The sequence below is a fragment of the Xanthomonas sp. NCPPB 1128 genome, assembly GCF_001043115.1.
Taxonomy (GTDB): Bacteria; Pseudomonadota; Gammaproteobacteria; order Xanthomonadales; family Xanthomonadaceae; genus Xanthomonas_A.
In genome coordinates this window covers 183,697-210,267 of sequence record NZ_LFME01000001.1, presented here as the reverse complement: position 1 = coordinate 210,267, position 26,571 = coordinate 183,697, and the positions used below count along the sequence as shown (strand labels likewise).

25 protein-coding genes are annotated in these 26,571 nt (G+C 69.0%); 7 read left to right on the top strand and 18 right to left on the bottom strand.

Going from position 1 to position 26,571, the window contains the following annotated elements; translation table 11 throughout:
- Positions 1-6 precede the first annotated feature (6 nt).
- The 8 genes from ACP93_RS00920 to ACP93_RS00885 form a co-directional block, all read right to left on the bottom strand.
- On the bottom strand, positions 7-477 hold the full coding sequence (locus tag ACP93_RS00920) for a hypothetical protein (protein WP_048488984.1): 471 nt from the start codon (positions 475-477) through the stop codon (positions 7-9).
- Positions 477-1,178, bottom strand: coding sequence for a 2-C-methyl-D-erythritol 4-phosphate cytidylyltransferase (ispD, locus tag ACP93_RS00915; protein ID WP_204243621.1), 702 nt, complete (start codon positions 1,176-1,178; stop codon positions 477-479). The genes ACP93_RS00920 and ispD overlap by 1 nt, the downstream gene beginning before the upstream one ends.
- The gene (ftsB, locus tag ACP93_RS00910; protein ID WP_043095785.1) at positions 1,175-1,537 is read right to left on the bottom strand and encodes a cell division protein FtsB; all 363 of its coding nucleotides are present in this window, start codon (positions 1,535-1,537) and stop codon (positions 1,175-1,177) included. The genes ispD and ftsB overlap by 4 nt, the downstream gene beginning before the upstream one ends.
- A gap of 3 nt (positions 1,538-1,540) precedes the next feature.
- A complete protein-coding gene (gene eno, locus ACP93_RS00905; protein ID WP_048488982.1) occupies positions 1,541-2,833 on the bottom strand; it encodes a phosphopyruvate hydratase in 1,293 nt (430 codons plus the stop codon).
- An 87-nt stretch (positions 2,834-2,920) separates the two neighbouring features.
- Positions 2,921-3,256, bottom strand: coding sequence for a hypothetical protein (locus ACP93_RS00900; protein WP_228135922.1), 336 nt, complete (start codon positions 3,254-3,256; stop codon positions 2,921-2,923).
- An 85-nt stretch (positions 3,257-3,341) separates the two neighbouring features.
- On the bottom strand, positions 3,342-4,172 hold the full coding sequence (gene kdsA, locus ACP93_RS00895) for a 3-deoxy-8-phosphooctulonate synthase (RefSeq protein WP_048488981.1): 831 nt from the start codon (positions 4,170-4,172) through the stop codon (positions 3,342-3,344).
- Positions 4,173-4,502: 330 nt separating this feature from the next.
- Positions 4,503-6,167: a CTP synthase gene (locus ACP93_RS00890; protein WP_048488980.1), complete on the bottom strand. Its 1,665-nt coding sequence runs from the start codon at positions 6,165-6,167 to the stop codon at positions 4,503-4,505.
- A gap of 137 nt (positions 6,168-6,304) precedes the next feature.
- Positions 6,305-6,559, bottom strand: coding sequence for a hypothetical protein (locus ACP93_RS00885; protein ID WP_010343426.1), 255 nt, complete (start codon positions 6,557-6,559; stop codon positions 6,305-6,307).
- A gap of 165 nt (positions 6,560-6,724) precedes the next feature.
- Here ACP93_RS00885 and parE point away from each other — a divergent pair, with 165 nt between their 5' ends.
- Positions 6,725-8,614 carry a DNA topoisomerase IV subunit B gene (gene parE / locus ACP93_RS00880; RefSeq protein ID WP_048488979.1) on the top strand — a complete coding sequence of 630 codons (1,890 nt, stop codon included), beginning with the start codon at positions 6,725-6,727 and terminating at the stop codon, positions 8,612-8,614.
- Between the two features lie 186 nt (positions 8,615-8,800).
- Here the strand turns inward: parE and ACP93_RS00875 are convergent, their stop codons facing one another.
- A complete protein-coding gene (locus tag ACP93_RS00875; RefSeq protein WP_048489142.1) occupies positions 8,801-9,619 on the bottom strand; it encodes a CDP-diacylglycerol diphosphatase in 819 nt (272 codons plus the stop codon).
- Between the two features lie 424 nt (positions 9,620-10,043).
- Here ACP93_RS00875 and ACP93_RS00870 point away from each other — a divergent pair, with 424 nt between their 5' ends.
- A complete protein-coding gene (locus ACP93_RS00870; protein WP_048488978.1) occupies positions 10,044-11,546 on the top strand; it encodes a S10 family peptidase in 1,503 nt (500 codons plus the stop codon).
- 243 nt (positions 11,547-11,789) lie between these two features.
- Here ACP93_RS00870 and ACP93_RS00865 read toward each other — a convergent pair whose 3' ends face one another.
- Positions 11,790-12,911, bottom strand: a complete 1,122-nt coding sequence (locus tag ACP93_RS00865) for an inorganic phosphate transporter (RefSeq protein ID WP_048488977.1) — start codon at positions 12,909-12,911, stop codon at positions 11,790-11,792.
- Positions 12,912-12,993: 82 nt separating this feature from the next.
- On the bottom strand, positions 12,994-13,620 hold the full coding sequence (locus ACP93_RS00860; protein WP_017911076.1) for a DUF47 domain-containing protein: 627 nt from the start codon (positions 13,618-13,620) through the stop codon (positions 12,994-12,996).
- Between the two features lie 258 nt (positions 13,621-13,878).
- On the opposite strand from ACP93_RS00860, the gene ACP93_RS00855 reads away from it, so the two are divergent.
- Together ACP93_RS00855 and ACP93_RS00850 are read left to right on the top strand one after the other, a co-directional pair.
- Positions 13,879-15,222 carry a hemolysin family protein gene (locus ACP93_RS00855; protein WP_048488976.1) on the top strand — a complete coding sequence of 448 codons (1,344 nt, stop codon included), beginning with the start codon at positions 13,879-13,881 and terminating at the stop codon, positions 15,220-15,222.
- The gene (locus ACP93_RS00850) at positions 15,206-15,868 is read left to right on the top strand and encodes an exopolysaccharide biosynthesis protein (protein WP_048488975.1); all 663 of its coding nucleotides are present in this window, start codon (positions 15,206-15,208) and stop codon (positions 15,866-15,868) included. Before ACP93_RS00855 ends, ACP93_RS00850 begins: the two co-directional genes overlap by 17 nt.
- A 36-nt stretch (positions 15,869-15,904) precedes the next feature.
- Here the strand turns inward: ACP93_RS00850 and ACP93_RS00845 are convergent, their stop codons facing one another.
- The gene (locus ACP93_RS00845; protein WP_228135921.1) at positions 15,905-16,075 is read right to left on the bottom strand and encodes a hypothetical protein; all 171 of its coding nucleotides are present in this window, start codon (positions 16,073-16,075) and stop codon (positions 15,905-15,907) included.
- Between the two features lie 214 nt (positions 16,076-16,289).
- Positions 16,290-17,288, bottom strand: a complete 999-nt coding sequence (locus ACP93_RS00840; protein WP_048488973.1) for an LLM class flavin-dependent oxidoreductase — start codon at positions 17,286-17,288, stop codon at positions 16,290-16,292.
- Positions 17,289-17,839: 551 nt separating this feature from the next.
- Between ACP93_RS00840 and ACP93_RS00835 the strand changes: the two genes are divergently transcribed.
- On the top strand, positions 17,840-18,646 hold the full coding sequence (locus ACP93_RS00835) for an SDR family oxidoreductase (protein ID WP_048488972.1): 807 nt from the start codon (positions 17,840-17,842) through the stop codon (positions 18,644-18,646).
- Positions 18,647-19,006: 360 nt separating this feature from the next.
- On the opposite strand, the gene ACP93_RS00830 is transcribed toward ACP93_RS00835, so the two are convergent.
- Positions 19,007-19,744: a sulfurtransferase gene (locus ACP93_RS00830; protein ID WP_048488971.1), complete on the bottom strand. Its 738-nt coding sequence runs from the start codon at positions 19,742-19,744 to the stop codon at positions 19,007-19,009.
- 108 nt (positions 19,745-19,852) lie between these two features.
- Positions 19,853-20,218, bottom strand: a complete 366-nt coding sequence (locus ACP93_RS00825) for a DUF6164 family protein (protein WP_048488970.1) — start codon at positions 20,216-20,218, stop codon at positions 19,853-19,855.
- Between the two features lie 66 nt (positions 20,219-20,284).
- On the opposite strand from ACP93_RS00825, the gene ACP93_RS00820 reads away from it, so the two are divergent.
- Positions 20,285-20,728, top strand: a complete 444-nt coding sequence (locus ACP93_RS00820; protein ID WP_048488969.1) for an FKBP-type peptidyl-prolyl cis-trans isomerase — start codon at positions 20,285-20,287, stop codon at positions 20,726-20,728.
- A 13-nt stretch (positions 20,729-20,741) separates the two neighbouring features.
- Positions 20,742-22,004, top strand: coding sequence for a TIGR03862 family flavoprotein (locus ACP93_RS00815; RefSeq protein WP_048488968.1), 1,263 nt, complete (start codon positions 20,742-20,744; stop codon positions 22,002-22,004).
- A gap of 26 nt (positions 22,005-22,030) precedes the next feature.
- On the opposite strand, the gene ACP93_RS00810 is transcribed toward ACP93_RS00815, so the two are convergent.
- The 3 genes from ACP93_RS00810 to ACP93_RS00800 form a co-directional block, all read right to left on the bottom strand.
- Positions 22,031-24,217: a diguanylate cyclase domain-containing protein gene (locus ACP93_RS00810; protein WP_048488967.1), complete on the bottom strand. Its 2,187-nt coding sequence runs from the start codon at positions 24,215-24,217 to the stop codon at positions 22,031-22,033.
- Between the two features lie 149 nt (positions 24,218-24,366).
- On the bottom strand, positions 24,367-24,882 hold the full coding sequence (locus tag ACP93_RS00805) for a GNAT family N-acetyltransferase (protein WP_048488966.1): 516 nt from the start codon (positions 24,880-24,882) through the stop codon (positions 24,367-24,369).
- Complete coding sequence (locus ACP93_RS00800) at positions 24,879-26,501, bottom strand: FMN-binding glutamate synthase family protein (protein WP_048488965.1); 1,623 nt, start codon at positions 26,499-26,501, stop codon at positions 24,879-24,881. The genes ACP93_RS00805 and ACP93_RS00800 overlap by 4 nt, the downstream gene beginning before the upstream one ends.
- Positions 26,502-26,571: the final 70 nt, after the last annotated feature.

Genomic DNA, 26,571 nt, shown 5'->3' with positions numbered 1-26,571 from the left:
TGGCGGTCAGACGCCGGGGTGCAGCGTGCGCACGTAAACCGGCAGGGCCTCGGACGCCTGCATCGCGTCGTCTTCGGCGTCGGCTGCGCCCCACTGCGGGTTGAGCCAGTCGGCCTGGACGATGCGTTCGACGATCGCCGGCAACGGCGTCTGCTGGATCGGCACGCGGAACGGCAGGCGGCCGTGCACCGACGACACCAGGCTGAAGCGCAACTGCCGCGCCTGCCCGTCGTGCCAGCAATAGAAGGTCATCGCCGGCGCTCCCTGCGCGCGCAGCGTGGCCTGGCGATGGTCGGCGACCGCCTCCACGAACCGCGTCACGCTCGCGACGTCGATGCCCGTGGATTGCGCGTCGCGCGGCGAGAACGCCCATAGGTTGGCATTCGCCTCGTGCTGGATGTCGTCGCCATCGATCACGATCACAGCGTCCGCGACCTGCTGCAGCCAGGCGTGCGCCACCGAGTCCTCGAACCGCATCAGCCGCCCTGCCGCTGGAACAGTTCGAACTCGAAACGCGCCAGGTCGGCAGGCGTGGTGACCTTGAAATTGTCTTCGGCGCCCTCGACCAGCAGCGGCCGTAGCCCCAGCAATTCCATCGCCATCGCGTCGTCGGTGACCTCGACGCCGGCCGCGGCGGCCTGCTCCAGGGCGCGGCTCAGCTGCATGCGCCGGAACAACTGCGGGGTCAGCGCGCGCCACAGGCGCTCGCGCGGTTCGGTGCCGTCGATGCCGCCGTCGTCGCCGGCGCGCTTGAGCGTGTCGCGCACCGGCGCGGCCAGGATCGCGCCGACCGGATCGCCGCGCCCCGCCTCCAGCAGCCGGTCCAGGTCGGCCAGCGCCAGGTTCGGCCGCGCCGCGTCGTGCACCAGCACGAAATCATCGGCCTTTACCGATTCCGGCAATGCATGCAACGCGGCCAGCACCGAGCCGGCGCGGCTGCCGGCGCCCAGGCAGGTCAGCACCGGCTTGCCGGTCAGTTCGGTCCAGCCCGGCCACTGCGTATCGTCGGCGCCCAGCGCGACCATCGCCCCGGCCACCGCCGGATGCGCCAGCAGCGCTTCCAAGGCATGCGCCAGCAACGGGCGCCCGCCCGCCTGCAGATACTGCTTGGGGGTGGCGCCGCCGAAACGGGTGCCGCGGCCGGCCGCCGGGACCACGGCCCAGACGGTGGCCATCAGGGTTGCTCGCCCGGCGCCGGCGTCACAGGCGCCGGCTGCGCGCCGGCTGCCGTACCGGCCGGCGCGGTCGACACCGGCGCGTTCTCGACCACGCGGTAGAACTTTTCGCCCGGTTTGATCATGCCCAGTTCGCTACGCGCGCGCTCCTCGATCGCCGCCTCGCCGTCCTTGAGGTCCTTGACCTCGGCGGCGAGCGCGGCGTTGCGTTGCTGCAGCCCTTCGTTGTCGCGCTTCTGGTGCTCGACCTGGCTTTCGAGCACCAGCACTTCGCCGGAATTGCCCGGGCCGAGCCAGAAACGGTACTGCAGCCACGCCAGCAATCCCGCCAGCACCAGCAGCAGCCAGCGCCAGTTGCGCACGGCTTATCGCTTGAGCGAGACGAAGGCGTCGCGCCCGGCGTAGCGCGCGGCGCTGCCCAGCGCTTCTTCGATGCGCAGCAACTGGTTGTACTTGGCCACGCGATCGCTGCGGCACAGCGAGCCGGTCTTGATCTGGGTGGCGGTGGTGGCCACGGCGATGTCGGCGATGGTGGTGTCCTCGGTCTCGCCGGAGCGATGCGAGACGATGGCCGCATAGCCGGCCTTGTCGGCCATGGTGATGGCTTCCAGGGTCTCGGTCAGGGTGCCGATCTGGTTGACCTTGATCAGGATCGCGTTGGCGGTGCCGGACTCGATGCCCTGCTTGAAGATCTTCGGGTTGGTCACGAACAGGTCGTCGCCGACCAGTTGCACCTTGCTGCCGATGCGGTCGGTGAGCAGCTTCCAGCCGGCCCAGTCGTCCTCGGCCAGGCCGTCCTCGATGCTGACGATCGGGTACTGCGCAGCCCAGTCGGCCAGGAAGTCGACGAACTGCTCGCTGGTCAGGCGCTTGCCCTCGCCCACCAGGTGGTACTTGCCGTTGTCGTAGAACTCGCTGGAGGCCACATCCAGGCCCAGCAGCACGTCTTCGCCGGCGGTGTAGCCGGCCTTGCCGATCGCTTCCAGGATGGTGTCCAGCGCTTCGACGTTGCTGCGAAAGTCCGGGGCGAAGCCGCCTTCGTCGCCGACCGCAGTGGACAGGCCGTGGCCCTTCAGCACCGACTTCAGCGCGTGGAAGATCTCGGTACCGGCGCGCAGCGCCTCGGAGAACGAGGCGGCACCGACCGGCAGCACCATGAATTCCTGGAAATCGACGTTGTTGTCGGCATGCGCGCCGCCGTTGATGATGTTCATCATCGGCACCGGCAGCGCCAGGTTGGCGGTATTGCCCGCGGCCAGCGACTGCCACAGCGGCTGCTTGCGCGAGGCGGCCAGCGCGTGCGCGTTGGCGAGCGAGACGCCGAGCAGCGCGTTGGCGCCGAGGCGACCCTTGTTCTCGGTGCCGTCCAGGTCGATCAGGCGGCGGTCCAGGCCCTGCTGGTCGGCGGCGTCGAAGCCCTGCAGCGCGCTGGCGATGGTGGTGTTGACGTTCTCCACCGCCTTGCGCACGCCCTTGCCCAGGTAACGGGTCTTGTCGCCGTCGCGCAGCTCGACCGCTTCCTTGGTGCCGGTGGACGCGCCCGAGGGCACCGCGGCGCGACCGAACGAACCGTCCTCCAGGATGACATCGGCTTCCAGCGTGGGATTGCCGCGGCTGTCGAGGATTTCACGGGCGTGGATGCTGCGGATCGTACTCATGGGCGGGCCGGTTACCTGTAGGAGGAGGAGGCGGAAACGAATGCCGGCTGATTATCCCCGGCCGCCCGTTCCTTGCCAAATGCCGCCTCAGCCGAGGAGCGGGATCCCGCCGAGGAACAGCAGGATCAGGGACATCATCGCCAGCAGCAGGCCGGCGGCGATGCCGGCCAGGAGGCGGCCGCGCCGCAGCGCCCAGCCCAGCGCGGCGGCGATCAAGGTGCCCAGTGCGGCGACCGCCAGCACCAGCAGGCCGCCGACGATCCAGGGCTGCATGGCCAGGATGCCGTGATCGCCATCGCCGGGCGCACCGATCGCGCGGAGGAAGGCGAACAGCACCACGCCCAACGCCGCCCAGGCCAGCAGCGACAGCAGTAGCGCGCACAGCCCCCAGGCGTGGGCGTGGATCTGGCCACGCGGGCTCATCGCCCGCGGCCCGTCGCGCAGGCAGACGCCCGCCAGGCCACTCCCCGTCAAGCGTCGCGCGGATGCCGCAGATGCAGCCGAGACCTCACGCGAAACGCGAGAACCCGTGCTTCTTGGTGACCGCATCCAGTTCCATCAGCGTTTCCAGCAGCGCTTCCATCTGGTCCAACGGCCACGCATTGGGGCCATCGGACAGCGCCTTGGACGGATCCGGGTGGGTCTCGGCGAACAGGCCGGACACGCCCACCGCGACCGCCGCGCGCGCCAGCACCGGCACGAACTCGCGCTGGCCGCCGGAACTGCCGCCCTGCCCGCCCGGCAACTGCACCGAATGGGTGGCGTCGAACACCACCGGGCAGCCGGTCTCGCGCATCACGCTCAGCGAGCGCATGTCGCTGACCAGATTGTTGTAGCCGAAGCTGGCGCCGCGCTCGCAGACCATGATCTGCTCGTTGCCGGTGGACTTGGCCTTGTCCACCACCGGCTTCATGTCCCACGGCGACAGGAACTGGCCTTTCTTGATGTTGACCGGCTTGCCGGCGGCGCACACGTTCTTGATGAAATCGGTCTGCCGCACCAGGAACGCCGGGGTCTGCAGCACGTCGACCACCGCCGCCACCTCATGCATCGGCGTGTATTCGTGCACGTCGGTCAGCACCGGCACGCCGATCTGGGTCTTCACCGCGTCCAGCACCTTCAGGCCCTCCTCCAGGCCCGGGCCGCGGAAGCTGGTACCGGAGGTGCGGTTGGCCTTGTCGAAGCTGGACTTGAAGATGAAGTTGATGCCAAGCCGGCCAGTGATCTCCTTGAGCCGGCCGGCGACGTCGAGCTGCAGCTGCATCGACTCGATCACGCACGGGCCGGCGATCAGGAACAGCGGCTGGTCCAGGCCGACATCGAAGCCACACAGTTTCATTGCATCACCTATCGGTTGAGCCCCGCGCCGTTGAGGCACGAGATTGGGGCGAGGTTACTCCCCTCTCCCACCGGGAGAGGGGTCGGGGGTGAGGGTCCGGGCGAAGCCTCATGGAATCAAGCCCCTCTTCCACCGGGAGAGGGGTTGGGGTGAGGGTCCGGACGAAGCCTCATGGAATCAAGCCCCTCTCCCACCGGGAGAGGGGTTGGGGTGAGGGTCCGGGCGGAGCCTAGGGAATTCGACTTCGCGAGGCTTCGCCCCGTACCCTCATCCGGCGCTTCGCGCCACCTTCCCCCAAAAAGGGGGCCATGGTCCCGATGGGAGAAGGAACTACGCGCGCGCTTCCTTCAGCAGCTTGCCGCCGGCCTTGCGCTCGCGCGCAGCACGGACGAAACCGATGAACAAGGGATGGCCGTCGCGCGGCGTGGACAGGAACTCCGGGTGCGCCTGGCAGGCCAGGAACCACGGATGCGTCTGGCGCGGCAACTCCACCATTTCCACCAGGGTGTCGTCCATCGACTTGGCGGCAATCACCAGGCCGGCGTCCTCCAACTGGGTGCGATAGCGGTTGTTGAACTCGTAGCGGTGGCGATGGCGCTCGGCCACCACGTCCTTGCCATACAGCTCGCGCGCCAGCGTGCCCGGCTTGAGCCGCTGCTCCTGCAGGCCCAGCCGCATGGTGCCACCGAGGTCGGACTTCTCGTCGCGCTTCTCGACATCGCCGCTGGCGGTGCGCCATTCGGTGATCAGGCCGATCACCGGGTACGGCGACTGCCGGTCATTCTCGGTGCTGTTGGCCGCGTCCAGCCCGGCGACATGCCGCGCATAGTCGACCACCGCGGCCTGCATGCCATAGCAGATGCCGAAGTACGGCACGCCGTGCTGGCGTGCGTAGCGCGAGGTCAGCACCTTGCCTTCGAAGCCGCGGTCGCCGAAGCCACCCGGCACCAGGATGCCGTCCACGTCGGCCAGCGCCGCCATGTCGCTGCCTTCCAGGTCCTGCGCTTCCAGCCACTTGAGATTGACCTTGGTGCGCTGGCGCAGGCCGCGGTGCTTGAGCGCCTCGCCGACCGACTTGTACGCGTCCTGGTGGTCGACGTACTTGCCGACCACGGCGATGGTGACCTCGTCGAGCGGATGCTTGATCGCGTCGACCACGGCTTCCCACTCCGACAGGTTGGCCGCGCCGACCTTGTCGCGCAGCTTGAACTGGTCGATGACGATCTCGTCCAGGCCCTGCCGGTGCAGTTCCAGCGGCATGCCGTAGAGCACGTCGATGTCGGCGGCGCTGATCACCGCGCGCTCGGAGACGTTGGTGAACAGCGCGATCTTGCGCCGCTCCGAATCCGGGATCGCCTGCTCCGAGCGGCACAGCAGCACGTCCGGCTGGATGCCGATCGAGCGCAGTTCCTTGACCGAATGCTGGGTCGGCTTGGTCTTCAGCTCGCCGGCCGCGGCGATGTACGGCACCAGGGTCAGGTGCATGAACATGGCCTTCTCGGCGCCGCGCTCGGTGCGCACCTGGCGGATCGCCTCCAGGAACGGCAGCGACTCGATGTCGCCGACGGTGCCGCCGATCTCGACCAGGGCCACGTCGTAGCCGGCGGTGGCTTCATCCACGCAGCGACGGATCTCGTCGGTGATGTGCGGAATCACCTGCACGGTGGCGCCGAGGTAGTCGCCGCGGCGCTCCTTGCGGATCACGTTCTCGTAGATGCGCCCGGTGGTGACCGAATTCTTGCGCGACAGGCGCGTGCGCACGAAGCGCTCGTAATGCCCCAGGTCCAGGTCGGTCTCGGCGCCGTCGTCGGTGACGTACACCTCGCCGTGCTGGAACGGGCTCATCGTGCCCGGGTCGACGTTGATGTAGGGGTCCAGCTTCATCATCGTGACCGACAGGCCACGTGCTTCGAGAATGGACGCAAGCGAAGCGGCCGCGATGCCCTTGCCAAGCGAGGACACTACGCCGCCGGTAACGAAGATCAGGGGGGTCATGGCTCAAAGGCCTCCCGGAAAGCCATAGTTTAACGGGTGAAGCGGATTTGCCCAAGCGCTTTCGCGCAACAGCCGCCCCACAAAAAAGCGACGCCCCGGGCGACCGGGGCGTCGTATGCAGGAAACCGCGCGAAAGCTCAGGGCTTGCGCGCTTCCTCTTCCTCTTCCTTCTTCGGCGCGGCCGCATCCTTGCCGGCCTTGTGCTCGGCGGCCGCGGCGGCGCGGCGCTTGGCCTTGGCATCGGCCTCGGCCTTTTCCTTGGCGACCTGCGCCTCATAGGCGGCGGCACCGGAGGCGGCCGGATCGGCGCTCTGCGCCTGGGCCATCGCGACCGGCACGGCCACCGCGGCGGCGACCAGGGCGGCCAGGGTCAACAGCTTGCGAACGTTCATGGCGGACTCCTTTGGGACGTGCGACGAAGATGTGGGCGACGTCGCGGTTTTTCCAGGGCCAGCGTAGCGCGGCGCCGCCGCACCTGCCCTGAACACCGGCGACGTGCAAAAAAGCGCCGCAGACCGCACACTTCCGGATCTGCTTCGCGCCACCTGCTGAGACGCATGAATACCCGCTACAACGCCGCCGACATCGAAGTTCTCTCTGGCCTGGACCCGGTCAAGCGCCGGCCCGGCATGTACACCGACACCGCACGGCCGAATCATCTGGCCCAGGAAGTCATCGACAACGCGCTGGACGAGGCGCTGGCCGGCCACGCCCGGCACATCGAGGTGACGCTGTACAAGGACGGCAGTTGCGAGGTGTCCGACGACGGCCGCGGCATGCCGGTGGACATCCACCCGGAAGAGAAGATCTCCGGCGTCGAACTGATCCTCACCCGGCTGCATGCCGGCGGCAAGTTCAGCGACCGCAACTACACCTTCAGCGGCGGCCTGCACGGCGTCGGCGTCAGCGTGGTCAATGCGCTGTCCAATCGGGTGGAACTGTTCATCAAGCGCGAAGGCAACGAGTACCGCATGGCCTTCGCCGACGGACACGCCGCCTCCAAGCTGGAGATCGTCGGCAGCGTCGGCAAGAAGAACACCGGCACGCGTCTGCGCTTCTGGCCGGATCCGAAGTATTTCGACACGCCGAAGTTCGCGGTGCGCGCACTGCGCCACCTGCTGCGCGCCAAGGCGGTGCTGTGTCCCGGCCTGACCGTCAAGCTGCACGACGAAGCCACCGGCGAGCAGGATACCTGGTACTTCGAGGACGGCCTGCGCGACTACCTGCGCGGCGAGCTGGCCGAGCGCGAGCTGCTGCCGGCCGAGCTGTTCGTCGGCAGCCTGAAGAAGGATCGCGAGATCGTCGACTGGGCGGTGGCCTGGGTGGTGGGAGGCGAACTGGTGCAGGAGAGCTACGTCAACCTGATCCCCACCGCGCAGCACGGCACCCACGTCAACGGCCTGCGCAGCGGCCTCACCGACGCGCTGCGCGAGTTCTGCGATTTCCGCAATCTGCTGCCGCGCGGCGTGAAGCTCGCGCCGGAAGACGTGTGGGACCGCGTGGCGTTCGTGCTGTCGCTGAAGATGACCGACCCGCAGTTCAGCGGCCAGACCAAGGAACGCCTGTCCTCGCGCCAGGCCGCCGGCTTCATCGAAGGCGCCGCGCACGATGCCTTCAGCCTGTGGCTGAACCAGAACGTGGAGACCGGCACGCGCATCGCGCAGATCGCCATCGACCGCGCCAGCGCGCGGCTGAAGACCGAGAAGCAGATCGTGCGCAAGAAGGTCACCCAGGGTCCGGCGCTGCCGGGCAAACTGGCCGACTGCATCAGCCAGGACCTCTCGCGCACCGAACTGTTCCTGGTCGAGGGCGACTCGGCGGGCGGCAGCGCCAAGCAGGCCCGCGACAAGGATTTCCAGGCGATCCTGCCGCTGCGCGGCAAGATCCTCAACACCTGGGAAGTGGCCTCCGGCAGCGTGCTGGCCTCGGAGGAAGTGCACAACCTGGCGATCGCGATCGGCTGCGACCCGGGCAAGGAAGAGATCGACGGCCTGCGCTACGGCAAGGTGGTGATCCTGGCCGACGCCGACTCCGACGGCCTGCACATCGCGACCCTGCTGACCGCGCTGTTCCTGCGCCACTTCCCCGCCCTGGTGCGCGCCGGCCACGTGTTCGTGGCGATGCCGCCGCTGTTCCGCGTGGACGTGGGCAAGCAGGTGTTCTACGCGCTGGACGAGGAAGAGAAGCGCTCGCTGCTGGACAAGATCGAACGCGAGAAGATCAAGGGCCAGGTCAGCGTCACCCGCTTCAAGGGCCTGGGCGAGATGAATCCGCAGCAGCTGCGCGAATCCACCATCCACCCGGACACCCGGCGCCTGGTGCAGCTGACCGTGGACGACGGCGAGCAGACCCGCTCGCTGATGGACATGCTGCTGGCCAAGAAGCGCGCCGGCGATCGCAAGCAGTGGCTGGAGACCAAGGGCGACCTGGCGTCGCTGGAGGTCTGAGGCGACGCAAGCGCTGCTGCTTGCTGCCGTCGTAGGAGCGGCTTTAGCCGCGACCCGGCGTTGTCGGGAAAGCCCTGTCGCGGCTGAAGCCGCTCCTACGACAGACGACGACAGCATGCCGGGCTTACGCACCGGCATCCCCGTGCGTCACGTCGGCCGTCTGGCGATCGACTGCAGCCCGGAACGTCAGCCGCGCGCAGGCGCCTCCGGCATCACGCCCGTGCAGTCGTGATCCTGCAGTTCTTCCGCACCGACCCCATCGCCAGGAAGTGCCGTAGCGGCCAGCAGCACGAAGCCGGGGCGGCCATCGAACTCCGCGCCGACCACCGCCAGGGTCTGGTGCACCATGCTCTGCTGCGGCGGCAGGCTGCGCGCCAGCAGCGTCAGCGGATTCGCATCCAGTTCTTCGCCCTCCACGCGCATCGCCCGATAGGCGTGGCCGTGCAATGGCTGCGGCAGCGGCGCCCAGGTCGGGCCGATCGACGCCTGCATCGCCTGCAGTTGGTCGCGCACCTGCGGCGCCAGGCAATCGATGTGGACATGCAACTGGTCCTGCGACCGCGCCGAGGGCGGGTTGATCGTCAGGCTGGTCAGCTCGCGCGGCAGCGGCCGGTTCAGCAACCGCTCGACCCGGCTGCGTGCCTGCCAGGCCAGGTCCAGCCAGTTCGGCGCACCGGCGGCGCGCGCGCGCGGATCTTCGATGCCACTCACCGGCACCGTCGGAATCAGCAGGTACTGGTAGTCGCCGCGTAGGTCCTTCATCAAGGCATAGCGTTGGCCGGGCTCGGCATGCACTTCGCTGCAAGGGGCCGGATCGGCACCGGCGCGCGCCTGCGGCAGGCAGCGCGTGCTCAGCAGCCGCCACAGGCGCTGGCGATCATGGGCATGCGGATCGTGCGCCGCCGGCGACTCGGCCACGGGCGGCGGCGATGGCACGCTGGCGCAGCCGGCCAGCAACGCCGCCAGCAACAGGCTTAGCGGCAGGCGGGAACGAAGGACGGGCATGCGCAGCGGACCGGACACGGGACGGACCGGCGATTGTAGCCAGCGCCGATGAACCGGCATGACTAGGGCGCGTCACCCATCCCCGAGCATGCCGCGCCGCGATTGCGCGTGCCTGTGGCAAGGAAGAGCGAGGAAGTGGACGTCCGTCCACGCCCGAGCGATGACGCGGCCATGGGCGCGCGCAACCGCGGCCCTTCGGGTTGGGCCTGGCAGGCGCGCTGCCGGCGCCGCGCGGCTTGACCTGACGGCCAGTCAGGCGCTGCGCCACGCAACGCCGGCAGCGCGCCTGCCAGACCCAACGCGGCATACTCGGGGATGGGTGACACGCCCTAGGCCGCGCCGCCACCGACCATGGCTTTGTGCACATCCGCCGCGCCGGCGCCGCGGCCTAGCATGCCGGCTCCCTCCCTGCGAGCGACCGCCCGTGCCGACCTTTCCTTCCGTGCTGCTGGCCGTGCTGCTGGCGGCGATGCCGATGACCGCGGCGCTGGCCGCCGATGCCGATGCGGGCAATGCCGACAAGGGCGACAAGCCCGCCGCCGCCGAACCGGCACCGCTGCCGGCCGACGCGCAGACCAGCCAATCCACCCAGCTCGATGGCCGCACCCTGCGCTACACGGTCAAGGTCGGCACGCTGCCGGTGAAGGACAAGCAGGGCAAGGTCGTCGCCGACGTGGTCTATACCGCCTACACCATGGACGGCAAGGACCGTCCGGTCACCTTCGCGCTCAACGGCGGTCCCGGCGCAGCCTCGGTGTACCTCAACCTGGGCGCGATCGGACCGAAGGTGGTGGCGTTCGGCAGCGAGGGCGACAGCGCCTCGGCGCCGGCGCAGCTGCGCGACAACCCCGGCACCTGGCTGGACTTCACCGACCTGGTGTTCATCGACCCGGTCGGCACCGGCTTCAGCCGCTCGCGCGTGCCCGACGAGCAGGCCAAGAAGCAGTTCTACAACCCGCAGGCCGACATCGAGTACCTCTCGCGCACCATCTACGACTGGCTGCTGAAGAACCAGCGCCTGCAGTCGCGCAAGTACCTGGTCGGCGAAAGCTACGGCGGCTTCCGCGGCCCGCGCATCACCCACTACCTGCAGACCAAGCTCGGCGTGGCGATGAACGGCGTGGTCCTGGTCTCGCCGTATCTGAACCCGACCCTGGACGACAACGGCGACGTCTCGCCGCTGCCGTGGATGCTGACCCTGCCGTCGATCACCGCCGCACGCCTGGAACGCGAGGGCAAGCTGACTCCGGAAGCGATGCGCCAGGTGATCGACTACACCCGCGGCGACTACGTCACCGCGCTGCTGCGCGGGCGCTCCGACCCGGCCGGCACGACCCGCATGATCCAGCAGGTAACCGCGATGACCGGATTGGATCCGGCCTTCGTGCGCCGCGCCGGCGGCCGCCTGGAGACCCAGGCCTATCTGCGCGAGGTGTTCCGCGACAAGGGCGAACTGGGCAGCCGCTACGACTCCAACGTCACCGCCTTCGACCCGTTCCCCAACGCCCCCGAGCAGCGCGCCAACGACCCGCTGCTGGACAGCATCATCGCCCCCACCACCACCGCGATGGTCGATTTCGTGACCCGCGTGGTCGGTTGGAAGGTCGACGCCCGCTACGAGGCGCTGAACTACGACGTGAACCGGCTGTGGGACTGGGACGACGAACTGCGCAAGGGCTCGGTGACCGAACTGCGCCAGGCGGTGGCGATCGACCCGAAGCTGCGCGTGCTGATCGTGCACGGCTGGAACGACCTGTCGTGCCCGTTCATGGGCTCGGTGCTGACCGTGGAACAGATGCCGGTGATGGGCAACGACCCCACCCGCGTGCAGGTCAAGAACTACCCCGGCGGCCACATGTTCTACAACCGCGCCGACAGCCAGCGCGCGCTGCGGCAGGACGTTTTGGCGATGTATCGGGCGAATTGATGGGAATGGGGAATTGGGAATGGGGAATCGCAAAAGCGGTTCCCCAGTCGTCGAGCCAATACCCCGACCTGCGTGATTCGGGAGTGTTACGCGGTAGCGCTATGCGACTACCCTAGTCCAAAGTTGGCCCTCGTTGCGGCGCGAGGAAAGTGGGACGAACCAACACCGCAACATCGGCACCATTCGCCGGGAAGCCACGCTTTTACGATTCCCTTTTCCCCATTCCCGATTCCCGGCTATCCCTTACACCCACCCAGCCAGCGCAAACCCGCGGAAAATCAGATACGCCACGCCGGCAGCGGCCGGGATCGTCAGGATCCAGGCCCAGACGATGCGTTCGATGACGCCGAAGCGCAGCGAGCGCGGGTTCTTGGCGAAGCCCACGCCCATGATCGCGGTGGAGATGCTGTGGGTGGTGGACACCGGCATGCCGAAGTGCGCGGCCAGGGTCAGGATCGTGGCCGAGCTGGTCTCCGCGGCGAAGCCGTGGATCGGGTGCAGCTTGACCATCTTGTGGCCCAGGGTCTTGATGATCTTCCAGCCGCCGGAGGCGGTGCCGGCGGCCATCACCACCGCGCAGGTCAGCACGATCCAGGTGGCGATGCCCTGCCCCTGGCTGGCGTCGGGATGCAGGAACGCCAGCCACGACGGCAGGTCGTCCAGGGCGCCGGTGCTCTGCGCGCCGATCAGGGTCATGGCGATGATGCCCATGGTCTTCTGCGCGTCGTTGTGGCCGTGCGCATAGCCCATGTACGCGGCCGAGGCGATCTGCGCCTTGCCGAAGAAGGCATTGACCCAGCGCGGCCGCGCCAGCCGCCCGAGCGGCCCGCCCAGCTTGGCCAGGCCGGCGATCGCCGCCCATAGCAGCAGCATCACCGCGATGCCGAGCAGGAAGCCGGCGATCGGCGAGGTGACCATCGGCACGAACACCTTCCACAGCAGGCCCTTGTTCTTGGCCCAGTCGCCGAGGTTCTGCGACCAGATCAGCGCGCCCCAGTTGTTGTGCGCGGCAGCCAGGCCGGCGCCGCACAGGCCGCCGATCAACGCGTGCGAGGACGAGGACGGCAGGCCCTTCCACCAGGTGATCAGGTTCCAGACGATGCCGCCGAGCAGCGCGCACAGCACCACCTGCGGTGTCACCGCGACCACGTCGGTGTTGAGCAGGCCGGAGGCGATGGTCATCGCCACGGCGGTGCCGGTCAGCGCGCCGACCAGGTTCATCGCCGCGGCCAGCATCACCGCCCAGCCGGGGCTGAGCACCTTGGTGGCGACCACCGTGGCGATCGAGTTGGCGGTGTCGTGGAAGCCGTTGATGAATTCGAACACCAGCGCCGCCAGGATCACGATCAGGACCAGGGTCAGCATCGGCGCGCCTCCACGCACGCGGCGGCGGCGGGCGCGCGCAGGGCGCTACGGCCGCGCAGGCAGCAACTCCGCAGCGCGTCCATCAGGAGTTCTTCAGCACGATCTGGTAGACCACCACGCCGGCCTCGCGGCAACGGTCGATGGCCTTCTCCAGGATTTCGAAGAACTCCTTGAGCAGGAACATCTGCAGGTTGTCCAGGCGCCCGGAGTAGATGTCGCGGTACAGCTCCAGCATCAGCCGGTCGGCCTCGTTCTCCAGCGAACGCAGCTTGTCGTTGAGCGCGCTCATCCGGTCCAGGTTCATGTGGCGCAGGTCGTGGACCATCTCCACCACCACCGCCGCGGCCTGCTCCAGCATCGCCGAGCGCGGCGCGAAATCGATGTGCTCCAGGTGCTGGATCGCCAGCGAATAGCGATCGGCGAACTTCTCCACCTGCTTGGGGATCTTGTACAGGGCCGAGCCCAGCGCCTCGATGTCCTCGCGCTCGATCGGGGTCATGAAGCTGTCCACCAGCGCCTGGCCGATCTTGTCGGAGGCCGCGCGCTCGCGCAGGCGCGCCAGCTTGAAGCCGTCCAGCGCCGGCTGCCGGTCGGACTCGCGCATCATCGCGTGCAGGGCCTTGGTGCTGTCGTAGGCGGCCTGTGCCGCCTCGTCGAGCAGGGTGTAGAACTGCTTGCCGGAACCGAAGATGGTCTGCAACGAAAACATGCAACGCGCTTCCCGCCGTCGCGGGAAGGACGGCACTGGGGCGGAATTATGACTGTTTGCTGACACCTGCGGGTAGTCGCGGCCCGGCAGGGCGCCCGCGGGCGTGGGCGCCGCGTGGAAGCGGCCCCCTCCCGGGTTTGTTACCATCCCCGCCGCGCCCTTCGTGGGCGCACCCTATGGACGACCACCCTAGCCCCCCTTCCCCGCGCCGCAACGGCGCCCATGTCCCCGCTTTCCTTGGCGCCAAGGAGCGCGCGCATGCTTGAACTGTTGATCGTGGCAGCCCTGGTGCTGCTGAACGGCTTCTTCGCGATGTCCGAGATGTCGCTGATGACCTCGCGCAAGAGCCGCCTGAAGCAGATGGCGCAGACCAGCACCCGCGCGTCCAAGGCGCTGGCGCTGGCCGAGAACCCCGAGCACTTCCTGTCCACCGTGCAGATCGGCATCACCGCGATCGGCATCCTGACCGGCGTGTTCGGCGGCGAGGCCATCGGCGTGGCGATCGCGGCCAAGCTGCAGGCGCTGTTCCCGGCGCTGGCGGCCAACTTCACCCTGTTCGGCGACCCGCAACCCTGGTCGGCGCTGATCGGCAAGACCCTGGCGATCGTGCTGATCACCTTCCTGACGCTGATCTTCGGCGAACTGGTGCCCAAGCGCCTGGCGCTGACCCGTTCGGAGACCATCGCCAGCTTCGTCGCCATGCCGATGGGCTGGCTGGCCTGGATCGCCGCGCCGTTCGTGTGGGTGCTGTCGCGCTCGACCCGGCTGGTCCTGCGCCTGTTCGGCCTGGGCAAGGAGGAATCGGCGTCGGTGACCGAAGAGGAGATCCGCATGCTGGTGGCCGAGAGCCACGAGGCCGGCGTGATCGACGCGCACGAGCGCGACATGATGAACCGGGTCATGCGCCTGGGCGACCGCACCGCCGACAGCCTGATGACCCCGCGCAACCGCATCGCCTGGCTCGATGCCAACGCCGAGCCGCAGCGCAACCTGCAGGTGATGCGCGAACACGAATTCTCCCGCTACCCGGTGTACCGCGGCAGCGACCAGGACATCGCCGGCGTGCTGGAAGTGAAATCGCTGGTCACGCGCATGGACGGCGACGCCACCCAGCTGTTCCAGAGCCTGCGCGACACCTTGTTCGTGTCCGAGTCTACCCACGCGATGAAGCTGCTGGAGATCTTCCGCGAGGAGCAGCAGTCGATGGCGCTGGTGGTGGACGAGTACGGCGAGATCCAGGGCCTGGTCACGATCAGCGACCTGATGGGCGCGGTGGTCGGACGCCTGCAGTCGGCCGACAACGCCGACGAGGACGCGCTGGTGGTGACCCGCGCCGACGGCTCGCTGCTGATCGACGGCTCGCTGGCGATCGAGGACCTGCGCGAACTGCTGGGCGGCGCCGAGCTGCCCAGCGCCGAGGAGGGCGACTACAACACCCTGGCCGGCCTGTGCATCTATTACTTCGGACGCATCCCGCACGCGGGCGAGTTCTTCGACTGGGCCGGCTGGCGCATCGAGATCGTCGACCTGGACGGTGCGCGCGTGGACAAGCTGCTGCTGCGCAAGCTGCAGGACGAGAACAGCGATGACATCACCGGGTGACGCACCCGGCGGTGCGCCGCACGCGCGCGACCACGGCTACAGCGCCGAGGGCATCCGCACCCTGCTCGATACTTTCGTCCTCGGCGACCCGGAAGAACACCTGCGGCTGCGGCTGATCCTCGCCGATCTGCAGCAGAGCGCGTTCGGCGTGTTCCTGTTCGTGGCGATCCTGCCGGCGTTCCTGCCGGTGCCGGGCCTGGCCGGCGGCATCAGCGGGCCGCTGGTGACGCTGATCGGCCTGCAGATGCTGATCGGCCTGCGCAAGCCATGGCTGCCGCGCTTCATCGGCGAGCGCGGGCCGCGCCGCCGCACCATGCAGCGCTTCGTCGGCCGTATCGCGCCCTGGCTGCGGCGCCTGGACCGGCTACTGAAGCCGCGCCTGTCGGCGTTGGTCGACACCCTGCCGGCGCGCGCGTTCAGCGGCCTGCTGCTGATCGTGCTGGGGATCCTGCTGTCGCTGCCGATCCCGTTCACCAACTACGCGTTCGGCGCGATGTTGCTGCTGTTCGCGCTGGCCTTGCTGGAGCGCGACGGCGGGCTGATGCTGCTGTCCTGGCTGGGCAGCGTCGCGGTGGCGCTGAGCCTGGGATTGGCCTCGGATCAGGTGGTCGACCTGGGCCGGGAATGGATGCAGAAGCTGCGCTGATCGCGCGACCGCAGCGGAACTGCGCCGCTGCCTGCCTCACTTCACCAGATACAGCGCCGCATCGTTGGCGAACACATTGCGCATGTGCGACGGACGCGGCGACGCCGTCTGCGTCGTCCGTTCGGTCGCGCGGCCGCGCACGCGCTCCAGACATTTGCTCATCTGTTGCAAGGCCGCTTCCAGCCCACACTCGTGGGCCGGCGCCATCGGATGCTGTGCGTTCATTGCTGCCCCCTGTTTACATCGTTGTCCGGCCATATCCGGGCCGGGCGCCACGCTGATGCGCGGCGTGAAACGATGACATACCCGGGAAAATCAAGACATCGTGAAAGCAGTGCCTGGTGTGATGCACATCAATACAAATGCGGCGTTCTTCGCGAAAGCGCGTCTGCGCTTGTAGACACGTGCGCAGACGCGTGCATCAGGCCGCTGCAGCGACCTGCATCCATGCGTCCGCCGCGAGTTGGAACGAGCGCAAACGTGCGGCGTGATCGTGGATGTTCGCAGTGAACAGCAACTCGTCCGGACGATGCCGCGCGACGAAATCGGCCAGGCCCTGTGCGACCGTTTCGGGATCGCCGAGCACGGTACAGGCCAGCGCGCGCTCCACGCCCAGCTTCTCGTGCGGCGCCCAGAACGCCTCGATATCGTCGATCGGCGGCGGAATCAGCCCCGGGCGGCCGCGGCGCAGGTTGACGAAGCTCTGCTGCTGGGTGGTGAACAAGCGCCGCGCTTCGGCCGTGGACGCGGCGGCCACCACGTTCAACGCCAGTACCGCATACGGCGCCTGCAGCCGCGACGACGCGCGGAACTCGCGGCGATACACCGCCAGCGCCTCGTCCATCGCGTCCGGCGCGAAATGCGAGGCGAAGGCGAACGGCAGCCCCATCGCCGCGGCCAGGCGCGCACTGAACAGGCTGGAACCGAGCAGCCACACCGGCACCTCGATGCCGGCACCCGGCACGGCGCGCACCAGTTGCCCATCCACCGCCGGCTCGAAGTAGCGGAGCAGTTCGGCCACGTCGTGCGGGAACTGGTCGGCGCTGTCGAAGTAGCGACGCAACGCGCGCGCGGTGGCCTGGTCGGTCCCGGGCGCGCGGCCCAGGCCCAGGTCGATGCGTCCCGGATACAGCGAGGCCAGGGTGCCGAACTGTTCGGCCACCTGCAGCGGCGCATGGTTGGGAAGCATGATGCCGCCGGCGCCGACACGGATGCGCTTGGTGCCGCCGGCCACATGCCCGATCAGCACCGCGGTGGCGGCGCTGGCGATGCCCGGCATGTTGTGGTGCTCGGCCAGCCAGTAACGGTGGTAGCCCCAGCGTTCGGCATGCTGGGCCAGGTCCAGCATGTTGGCGAAGGCACCAGCGGTGTCGCTGCCTTCGCAGACCGGGGCGAGGTCGAGGATGGAGATCGGCATCATGGTAAGGCGGTTTCCTGCAGGCGATGCGATCGAAGTGGGGACATGGGCCGGCGATTGCAGCGGCTGCGACCGGAACGCTGATTTGCGCTGGGTGTGAGTGTGGGTTTGGGTGTAGCTACGAGGCAGGACGCTCGGCTGGCGGTCATACCCTCACCCCAACCCCTCTCCCGGTGGGAGAGGGGCTTTGACTTCCCTTCTCCCACCGGGAGAAGGTGCCCCGAAGGGGCGGATGAGGGTACGGGCGAAGCCTCGCGCAACCAGATCAGTGACAGGTGCTACGCGCCCCCTACCCTCACCCCGCCCCCTCTCCCGGTGGGAGAGGGGCTCCGGCTTTCCCTTCTCCCTCCGGGAGAAGGTGCCCCGCAGGGGCGGATGAGGGTACGGGCGAAGCCTCGCGCAACCAGATGAGTGACAGGCGCTACGCGCCCCTAACCCTCACCCCAACCCCTCTCCCGATGGGAGAGGGGCTTTGGTTGCCTGCACCGCACTACCACGCGGGTTGCACGGCGCGCTGGCTACGCTGGACAGCCCGCACTCGCCTGGTCGTCGCCATGTCGCTGATCCCACCACCTGCCCCGGTTCCCGCGCTGCCCTTGCAAGACCGCGTGGTGCTGGTCACCGGCGGCGCCCAAGGCATCGGCCGCGGTGTGGTGCAGGCGGTGCTGGGCGCTGGCGGCCGGGTTGCCTTCTGCGATCTCGACGCCGATGCCGGCCGTGCCTGCGTGGCCGAGCTGGATGCCGGCGAGCGCCTGCTGTTCCGCCGCGTCGACGTGGCCGCCGAGGCCAGCGTGCACCGCTTCATCGACGCCGCGCTGGCCCGCTTCGGTCGCATAGACGGTCTGGTCAACAATGCCGGCATCGCCGATCCGCATACCGGCCCGCTGGAGCGGCTGTCGCTGCGCGAATGGAACCGACGGCTCGGGGCGAGCCTGGGCGGTGCGTTCCTGTGCAGCAAGCATGCCCTGCCGGCGCTGCGCGAGAGCCGCGACGGCGGTGCCATCGTCAACATCGCCTCCACCCGCGCGCAGCAGTCCGAACCGGACACCGAGGCCTACGCCGCGTCCAAGGGCGGGCTGGTGGCCTTCACCCATGCGCTGGCGATCAGCGCCGGTCCGGCGGTGCGGGTCAACTGCATCAGCCCCGGCTGGATCGCCACCGACGCCTGGCGCAAGCCGAACGCGCGACGCACGCCCACGCTGTCGCGGCAGGACCATGCGCAGCACCCGGCCGGGCGGGTCGGCACGCCGCCGGACATCGGCGCGCTGGCGGTCTATCTGCTGTCGGCGCAGGCCGGCTTCATCACCGGCCAGGAGTTCGTGGTCGATGGCGGGATGACGCGCAAGATGCAGTACGCCTGAGGGCGGGGATTGGGGAGTTGGGATTGGGGATTCGCTAAAGCGCTGGGATTGGGGAGTCGGGATTGGGGAGTCGTTAAAGCGGCTGTTGCCTCATCTGAAGGGCCGAGTGCGCCATCCGGCCACTGGCTCGCTACGCTGGCAAACACCGTACGGCTCGGAGTGCTCAGGCACTTTCCAGGCCAGAACTGCTTCCGAGATTCGCGATGGGGGATTCGCTGGAGCGGATTCCTTTGAAGCTCCGAGGGGACGCGGCGGCATGCAGCGAGCCGAAACCCAACTCATAGGGCGCGAGTCTTCCGGCAGTCGCGAGGCAGCCCGCCTTCGCCAATCCCCAATCCCGACTCCCCAATCCCGCGGCAATCAGCCGCCCACCAGCGGCTCCAACTGCGGATCCAGCGCCACGCGTTCGTCGAAGACGAAACAGCGGCCGTCGTAGCCTTCGCCGCCCACCTCCTCGAAGTAGCCGAGGATGCCGCCGTCCAGTTGCAGCACGTTGTCCATGCCGTCGGCGCGCATCCACAGCGCCGCCTTCTCGCAGCGGATGCCGCCGGTGCAGAAGCTGACCACGGTGGCGTCGGCCAGGGCCGCGCGGTGCGGGGCCAACGCTTCCGGCAGGTCGGTGAACTTGACGATCGGCAGGGTCAGCGCGCCGGCGAAGGTGCCGTAGACCACTTCCTGCGCATTGCGCGTGTCCAGCAGCACCACGCGCCGGCCGGCGTCGTCGTGGCCCTGGCGCAGCCAGCGCTGCAGCGTGGCCGGCGCCACCGCCGGCGCGCGTTCGGCCTCCAGCGGCGACGCCGCATCGCGGCGGAAGCTGATGATCTCCGGCTTGACCTTGACCTTCAGCCGCGCGAATGGCTGCTGCGCACTGGCGCTGGTCTTGATGCGCAGATCGGCGAAGTGCGTGTCCGCGCGCAGCTGCACATAGAAGGCGTCGATCGCCGCTGGCCTACCCGCCAGGAACAGGTTGATGCCCTCGCCCGCCACCAGGATCGTGCCGCGCAGGGCGCCGGCCTGCGCCCAGGCGTGCAATTGCGCGGCGAGCGCGTCGGGGTCGGCGATGGCGACGAAGTGGTAGGCGGCGGTGTTGGCGATCATCGGCGCATTTTAGGGCCTGCGACGCGCGACCGCTGCCGGAACACGCTCCCCCGTTGCGCACCGGCGCCTGGACTCAGCGCACCGAGACACGCACCCAACGCCGGGCCCCTAGCCGCGCAGCAGCAGGAACGGCAGCAGCACCAGCGAGGCAACCAGCAGCATGCCCAGCAGCGTCGCCAGTACGAACAGCGGACGTCGCCGCAGCAGGCTGGCGAAGGTCTCGGCGCTGCCGTCGCGCAGCGCCGCGGCGCGCTCGGCGCGGGCACGCTCGCCGCGTCGGGCCTGGTACTCGGCCAGCAGCGCCTTGGCCCGCGTCTGCTCGGCGTCCTCGCGCAGCCAGATGCCGCCGGCGGAAATGCCGAAGGTCCCGGCGCGGGTTTCGTAGTAGCCGATGCCGGCGGCGTCGAGCAGCGCGCAGACCTCGGCGCGTTCGTCGTCGGGCACGTGGCGCAGGTTGAGCAGCAGTTTGGCCATGCGCCGCATGATAGCCGCTGCGGCGATGCGCTACCCTTGCACGCCCTGCCCGCCTGGACATCCCGCATGCGCCGAATCCTGCTGCTGTTGAGCCTGTCGTTGCCGGCGTGGCTGCTGAGCGGCTGCACGCCGCCGGGCCCGCCACCCGGCGGCAGCATCGCCGCGTTCCAGGCTACCGACGAGCGCGTCGGCGATGGCGCCGAGGCCCGCCCCGGCAGCCGGGTCACCGTGCACTACACCGGCTGGCTGTACGACGAGCACGCCAAGGACAAGCGCGGCGAGAAGTTCGATGCCTCCGCCGACCACGGCCAGCCCTTCAGCTTCTTGCTCGGCGCCGGCCAGGTGATTCGCGGCTGGGACGACGGCGTGGCCGGCATGCGCGTGGGCGGCAAGCGCCTGCTGATGCTGCCCTCGGACTACGGCTACGGCGCCAACGGCGCCGGCGGGGTGATCCCGCCGGGCGCCTCGCTGGTGTTCGAGGTCGAACTGCTCGATGTCCAGCCGCGTTGAGCCGCACCCGCCGATGTCCGCCGTCAAACACGCCGCACCGGTGCGCGGCCGTCTCGCCATCGTCGGCGGCGGCCCGGCCGGGCTGATCGCCGCCGAGACCGCGCGCGCCGCCGGCGCCGAGGTCGATGTGTACGAGGCCAAGGGTTCGGTGGGACGCAAGTTCCTGATCGCCGGCAAGGGCGGTCTCAACCTGACCCACTCCGATCCGTTCGACCGTTTCGTCAGCCGCTATCGCGAACGCGCGACGGCGGTCGGCGACTGGCTGGCCGACTTCGATGCCGACGCGCTGCGCGCCTGGGCGCAGGCGCAGGGCGTGGACACCTATGTCGGCAGCTCCGGGCGGGTGTTCCCACTGGACCGCAAGGCCGCGCCGCTGCTGCGCGGCTGGGTACGGCGATTGAAGGACGCCGGCGTGCGCTTCCACGTGCAGCACCGCTGGCTGGGCTGGAACGCGGACGGTGCGCTGCGCTTCGCCGGTGCCGACGGTGAGCGGCGGGTGCAGGCCGATGCCTGCGTGCTGGCGCTGGGTGGCGGCAGCTGGCCGCAGCTCGGCTCAGACGGCACGTGGCAGGACACGCTGCGCGCCCGCGGCGTAGAGGTGGCGCCGCTGCAGCCGGCCAACTGCGGTTTCGACGTGGACTGGAGCGCGCATTTCCGCGACCGTCACGCCGGCGCGCCGCTGAAGCCGGTGGTCGCGCACTGGCACGATGCGCAGGGCCGGCCGCAGTCGCTGCAGGGCGAATGCGTGGTCGGCGAACACGGTATCGAGGGCAGCCTGATCTATGCGCTGGCCGCGGACCTGCGCGAGGCCACCGCCGCACACGGCCCGACCACGCTGTGGCTGGACCTGGCGCCGGGCCGGGACCTGCCGCGGCTGCAGGCCGAACTCGGCAAGCCGCGCGGCGGCCGCAGCTTCGGCGAGCACCTGCGTCGCCAGGCCGGCATCGACGGGGTCAAGGCGGCCTTGCTGTTCGAGATCCTCGGCAAGCAGGCCGGCCAGGATCCGGCGCTGGCCGCGGCCACGCTCAAGCGCCTGCCGCTGACCCTGCAGCGCCCACGCCCGCTGGCCGAGGCGATCAGCAGCGCCGGCGGCGTGCGCCTGGAGGCGCTGGATGCGCAGTTGATGCTGCGGGCGCTGCCGGGCACGTTCTGCGCCGGCGAAATGCTCGATTGGGAAGCGCCGACCGGCGGCTACTTGCTCACGGCATGCTTCGCCAGCGGCCTGCGCGCCGGACGCGGCGCAGTGGCCTGGCTGCAGGGCCAAGCCGCGCACTGACGTCCGCTGCGCACGGCACGCAGCGCTCAGAGCACCGCGATCTGCACCCGCGCCTGCGGATCGCGCTTGGCCACGTACATGGCCTCGTCGGCGCGCTGGGTGAGCAGCACCGGGTCGAAACCCGGCCCGGTCTGCACGGCGATGCCGATGCTCGGTTGCAGCGGCAGATGCCGGCCGCTGACCTCGCAGCCGACCGCGCACGCTTCCATGATCCGCGCCGCGGCCGCCAGCACTTCGTGCCTGGCGTCGGTCAGCCCCTCCAGCAGGACCACGAACTCATCGCCGCCCAGCCGGGCGATGCTGTCCTGTCCGCGCAGGCAGCGCTGCAGCAACCGCGCGAAGTGCACCAGCAGCGCATCGCCGACGTGATGGCCGAAGCGGTCGTTGACGCTCTTGAAGTCGTTCAGATCCAGGAACATCACCGCCACCTGGCCCTGGCCGCGGCGCTCGTTCATGCGCCGCCGCAGGATCTGGTTCCAGGCCATCCGGTTCGGCAGCCCTGTCAGTTCGTCGCGCAGCGCACGCTCTTCCAGCAGCCGCGCCAGCCGGGTCTGCCCGGTGATGTCGCTGATCATCAGGTGCAGTCCGACCGGCTGCGGCGCCAGCGCCACATCGGGGATCAGGCTGAAGTGCATGATCCGCAGGCTATCGGCGGCATCGCACAACTCGGCGTCGAACTGCGCCGGCACGCCCTGCAGCGCCGTCGGCAGATGCGGTTGCAGCAGCGCCAGTTGCTGCGGGTCCAGCACCTCGTGCAGGCGGCGGCCGACGATGCGCTCCGGCGCCAGCGCGAACCATGCCGCATACGGCCGGTTGACGAACTGGTAGCGCAGGTCGCGGTCGAGGTAGGCGATCAGCGCCGGCGCGTTGTCGGCGATGGTACGCAGTTGCGCCTCGCTATGGCGCAGGCGCAGCTCGGCCAGGTGTTGCTCGTTGATGTCCTGGATATGTGCGACGAAATGCAGTGGGTGCTCCTGTTCGTCGCGCACCAGCGACACCGCCAGACGCGTCCGTACCAGGCCGCCATCGCGCCGGCGATAGCGCTTTTCGATGCGGTAGTCGCTGCATCGACCGGCGATCAGCTCCGCCACCAGGGCCATGTCCTCGGCAAGATCGTCCGGATGGGTCAGGTCCTGGAAACGCAGCTCCAGCAATTCCGCGCGGCTGTAGCCGAGCATCGCGCACAAGGCGTCGTTGACGTCCAGCCAGCGCCCTTCCAGCGACACCAGCGCCATGCCGTGCGCGGCTGCCGAGAACGCGCCGGAAAAGCGCTGCCCGGCCAGCAGTGCCGCGTGCGACGCTGCGCGTTCGGCGCTGACATCGCGCATCACGCAGACCGCGCCCAGGCCGCGTCCATCGCGCCCCTCCAGCCGTTCCGCATTGCACAGCACGCTGCGCGGCGCTTGCCCCTTGGCCGCGATCACGATCTCCGCATCGCGCACCGATTCGCCGCGCCAGGCGCGGACCAGCGGCACTTCCTCGCTGGACAGCAGGCGCTTGCCGCTGGCGTCGAATAGGTCGAAGTACTGCGGCCACTGCTCGGGCGGCAAGGCGCGCGGATCGGCCCCATGCCATTGCCGCGCCACCTGATTGAATTCGCCCAGCGTGCCGTCGGCCAGGCACGACACCACGCCATCGGGCATGGTTTCCAGCAGCAGGCTCAGGGTCTTGGCCTGGTCATGGGCGATGCGCGCGTCGCGGCGCGCTTCCAGTTGCGCGGTGACCTGCCTGGCCAGCCGTTGCAGGCTCTCGCGTTGGCGCGCGTCCAGTTGCCGCGGACGGATGTCGATCACGCACAACGTGCCGTAGCTATAGCCTTGGTCGCCGACCAACGGCATGCCGGCATAGAAGCGCAGGTGCGGCGCACCGCACACCAGCGGGTTGCGGGCGAAGCGCGGGTCCAGCGTGGTATCCGGCACCTCCAGCAGCTGCGGCGACAGCAAGGCATAGGTACAGAAGGCCAGTTCACGCGGATAGCCGGTGGTACCGGCAGGCAGGCCGCAGCTGGCCTTGAGCCATTGCCGGCGTTCGTCGATCAGCGAGATCAGCGCGATCGGCGCATCGCACAGCTGGCTGGTCAGCCAGATCAGATCGTCGAAGTCCGGCTCCTGCGAAGTATCGAGCATGCCCAGTTCGGCCAGCGCGCGCAGGCGCTCCGCTTCATCGGCGGGCAGCGGCGCAGAAACGACGTCGGGGGCCGATGAGTGGTTCATGCGCGGTACGCGGCGGAGGTAACGGCACGATAACGGGCGGCGGGGTCAATGGCGAGTATGCATAAATGCTGCATCGCAAAAACGGCTGACGATCGCCACGTCTGCAGCTGTGTCTATGAGACCGCCGGCGCGGCAACGGAGGGAGACGACTATCCCTGCTCGCCCGGCTGGATCGGTTGCCCGGTCGCGCCGATCTTCTCCATGAACACGCAATCGAGTTCGATTCCGCTGGGATGGGGATAGCGTCCCTCGCGCACCACCGCATAGCCCTGCGCGCGATAGAACGCCACCGCATTCAGCGCAGCGGCGAGATGGATGCGCGGACACGGCGCCAGGCGCTGCTCCAGCGCCTGCAGCAGGCGCCGACCGAGGCCGCTGCCGCGCAACGATGGGTCCACGAACAGGCCGTCGATTTCTGCGCCGGCCACGTCGACGACGCCGAAGCCGAGCACGCGTCCGTCGCCGTCCTCGGCGACGATCGCCGCGCCCACGGCGACCAGATCGCGGTACGAGACCGGCGCCGGTGCCGCGGACCAGCGCGCGATCACGTCCGGCGGGTAGTGGCTGCTGCACACCTCGCGCACGCAGCGGGTGCGCAGCGCCCACAGTACCAGGATGTCCTCAGGCACCGCCTGCCGCAATCGGGCCGACGCTGCTTCGGTCATTGCGATTTGCTGTCGCGCAAGCGGCGGATGCGCTCCGGCGGCTGGAACGAATCGCTGCGCGCGTCGCCCCAGTAATCGTGGAAGACCGCATGGTCAGGCACGGTGCGCAGCAGTTCGCCCGGCTCCAGGTAGCGGTACAGGGAAGCCAGCGAGCGGATCTCCACCTGCGAGATGCGGCGCAGGATGTGCTCCGGCCCCAGTTGCGACGGATGCGCTAAGCCAGCGGCGCTGAGCAGTTCACGCAACGCCTTGAGCGTATTGGCGTGGTAGTGCGCGACCCGGGTGGCCTTGTCGGTGGGATCCAGGTGTTGCCAGCGGCGCCGGTCCTGGGTGGCGATGCCGGTCGGGCAGCGGTCGCTGTGGCAGCTCAGCGACTGGATGCAGCCCAGCGCGAACATGAAGCCGCGCCCGGCATTGCACCAGTCCGCGCCCAGCGCCAGGGTGCGCGCGATGTCGAAGGCGCTGGTGATCTTGCCGGCAGCGCCGAGCTTGATGCGTTCGCGGATGTCCAGCCCGACCAGGGTGTTGTGCACCAGCAGCAGCGCCTCGTGCATCGGCACGCCGACGTGGTCGATGAACTCCGCCGGCGCCGCGCCGGTGCCGCCCTCGGCACCGTCGACGACGATGAAGTCCGGGTACAGGCTGCTTTCCTGCATCGCCTTGGCGATGGCGAACCACTCCCAGGGGTGGCCGATGGCCAACTTGAAGCCGGTGGGCTTGCCGCCGGAGAGTTCGCGCAGCCGCGCCACGAACTGCAGCAACTCCAGCGGCGTGGAGAACGCCGAATGCCGCGATGGCGAGACGCAGTCCTGGCCCATGGCGACGCCGCGGGTAGCGGCGATCTCGGCGCTGACCTTGGCCGCCGGCAGCACCCCGCCGTGACCCGGCTTGGCCCCCTGCGAGAGCTTGATCTCGATCATCTTGACCTGCTCCAGCGTCGCGTTGGCGACGAAACGCTGCGGGTCGAAGCGTCCCTGCTCGTCACGGCAGCCGAAGTAGCCCGAGCCGATCTCCCACACCAGGTCGCCGCCGCACTCGCGGTGATAGGGCGAGATCGAGCCCTCGCCGGTGTCGTGGTAGAAGCCGCCCTGGCGCGCGCCGGCGTTGAGCGCGCGGATGGCGTTGGCCGACAGCGCACCGAAGCTCATCGCCGAGATGTTGAACACGCTGGCCGCGTACGGCTGCGCGCAATCGGGCCCGATGGTGACGCGGAAGTCGTGGTCGGCGATCTCGCTGGTGGCCAGCGAATGGTTGATCCACTCGTAGTCCGGCGCATAGGTGCTGCGCTGGGTGCCGAACGGCACCACGTCCATCACGTTCTTGGCGCGCTGGTAGACCAGGGCGCGCTGCTGCCGCGAGAACGGCGCCTCCTCGATGTCGCTCTGCAGGAAGTACTGGCGCATCTCCGGGCCGACCGATTCCAGGCCATAGCGGAAATGCGCCAGGATCGGATAGTTGCGGCGCAGGGTGCTGCGGGTCTGCAGCAGGTCCACGGTGCCCAGTACCGCCAGCACGGCGAAGGCGGCCACGCCCCAGCCCCACAACGGCCAAATCGCGCACAGGGCGATGGACAGCGCCAGCAGCAGGCAACTGGCGAGATAGGCTAGGTAGCGGTGCATCGCGGTCCTCGCAGGCGTCGGAAGCCGGCGAGTGTAGAGGGTGGCGCGGTCATGGCGGCGCACCCGCCAC

What these genes read in the sequence shown, in the direction of transcription:
- ACP93_RS00920 (WP_048488984.1), bottom strand. Translation starts at nt 477, where the DNA reads ATGCGGTTCGAGGACTCGGTGGCGCACGCCTGGCTGCAGCAGGTCGCG.
- eno (WP_048488982.1), bottom strand. Translation starts at nt 2,833, where the DNA reads ATGAGTACGATCCGCAGCATCCACGCCCGTGAAATCCTCGACAGCCGC.
- ACP93_RS00900 (WP_228135922.1), bottom strand. Translation starts at nt 3,256, where the DNA reads ATGAGCCCGCGTGGCCAGATCCACGCCCACGCCTGGGGGCTGTGCGCG.
- kdsA (WP_048488981.1), bottom strand. Translation starts at nt 4,172, where the DNA reads ATGAAACTGTGTGGCTTCGATGTCGGCCTGGACCAGCCGCTGTTCCTG.
- ACP93_RS00890 (WP_048488980.1), bottom strand. Translation starts at nt 6,167, where the DNA reads ATGACCCCCCTGATCTTCGTTACCGGCGGCGTAGTGTCCTCGCTTGGC.
- ACP93_RS00885 (WP_010343426.1), bottom strand. Translation starts at nt 6,559, where the DNA reads ATGAACGTTCGCAAGCTGTTGACCCTGGCCGCCCTGGTCGCCGCCGCG.
- parE (WP_048488979.1), top strand. Translation starts at nt 6,725, where the DNA reads ATGAATACCCGCTACAACGCCGCCGACATCGAAGTTCTCTCTGGCCTG.
- ACP93_RS00875 (WP_048489142.1), bottom strand. Translation starts at nt 9,619, where the DNA reads ATGCCCGTCCTTCGTTCCCGCCTGCCGCTAAGCCTGTTGCTGGCGGCG.
- ACP93_RS00865 (WP_048488977.1), bottom strand. Translation starts at nt 12,911, where the DNA reads ATGCTGACCCTGGTCCTGATCGTGATCCTGGCGGCGCTGGTGTTCGAA.
- ACP93_RS00860 (WP_017911076.1), bottom strand. Translation starts at nt 13,620, where the DNA reads ATGTTTTCGTTGCAGACCATCTTCGGTTCCGGCAAGCAGTTCTACACC.
- ACP93_RS00855 (WP_048488976.1), top strand. Translation starts at nt 13,879, where the DNA reads ATGCTTGAACTGTTGATCGTGGCAGCCCTGGTGCTGCTGAACGGCTTC.
- ACP93_RS00850 (WP_048488975.1), top strand. Translation starts at nt 15,206, where the DNA reads ATGACATCACCGGGTGACGCACCCGGCGGTGCGCCGCACGCGCGCGAC.
- ACP93_RS00845 (WP_228135921.1), bottom strand. Translation starts at nt 16,075, where the DNA reads ATGGCGCCGGCCCACGAGTGTGGGCTGGAAGCGGCCTTGCAACAGATG.
- ACP93_RS00840 (WP_048488973.1), bottom strand. Translation starts at nt 17,288, where the DNA reads ATGATGCCGATCTCCATCCTCGACCTCGCCCCGGTCTGCGAAGGCAGC.
- ACP93_RS00835 (WP_048488972.1), top strand. Translation starts at nt 17,840, where the DNA reads ATGTCGCTGATCCCACCACCTGCCCCGGTTCCCGCGCTGCCCTTGCAA.
- ACP93_RS00830 (WP_048488971.1), bottom strand. Translation starts at nt 19,744, where the DNA reads ATGATCGCCAACACCGCCGCCTACCACTTCGTCGCCATCGCCGACCCC.
- ACP93_RS00825 (WP_048488970.1), bottom strand. Translation starts at nt 20,218, where the DNA reads ATGGCCAAACTGCTGCTCAACCTGCGCCACGTGCCCGACGACGAACGC.
- ACP93_RS00820 (WP_048488969.1), top strand. Translation starts at nt 20,285, where the DNA reads ATGCGCCGAATCCTGCTGCTGTTGAGCCTGTCGTTGCCGGCGTGGCTG.
- ACP93_RS00815 (WP_048488968.1), top strand. Translation starts at nt 20,742, where the DNA reads ATGTCCGCCGTCAAACACGCCGCACCGGTGCGCGGCCGTCTCGCCATC.
- ACP93_RS00810 (WP_048488967.1), bottom strand. Translation starts at nt 24,217, where the DNA reads ATGAACCACTCATCGGCCCCCGACGTCGTTTCTGCGCCGCTGCCCGCC.
- ACP93_RS00805 (WP_048488966.1), bottom strand. Translation starts at nt 24,882, where the DNA reads ATGACCGAAGCAGCGTCGGCCCGATTGCGGCAGGCGGTGCCTGAGGAC.
- ACP93_RS00800 (WP_048488965.1), bottom strand. Translation starts at nt 26,501, where the DNA reads ATGCACCGCTACCTAGCCTATCTCGCCAGTTGCCTGCTGCTGGCGCTG.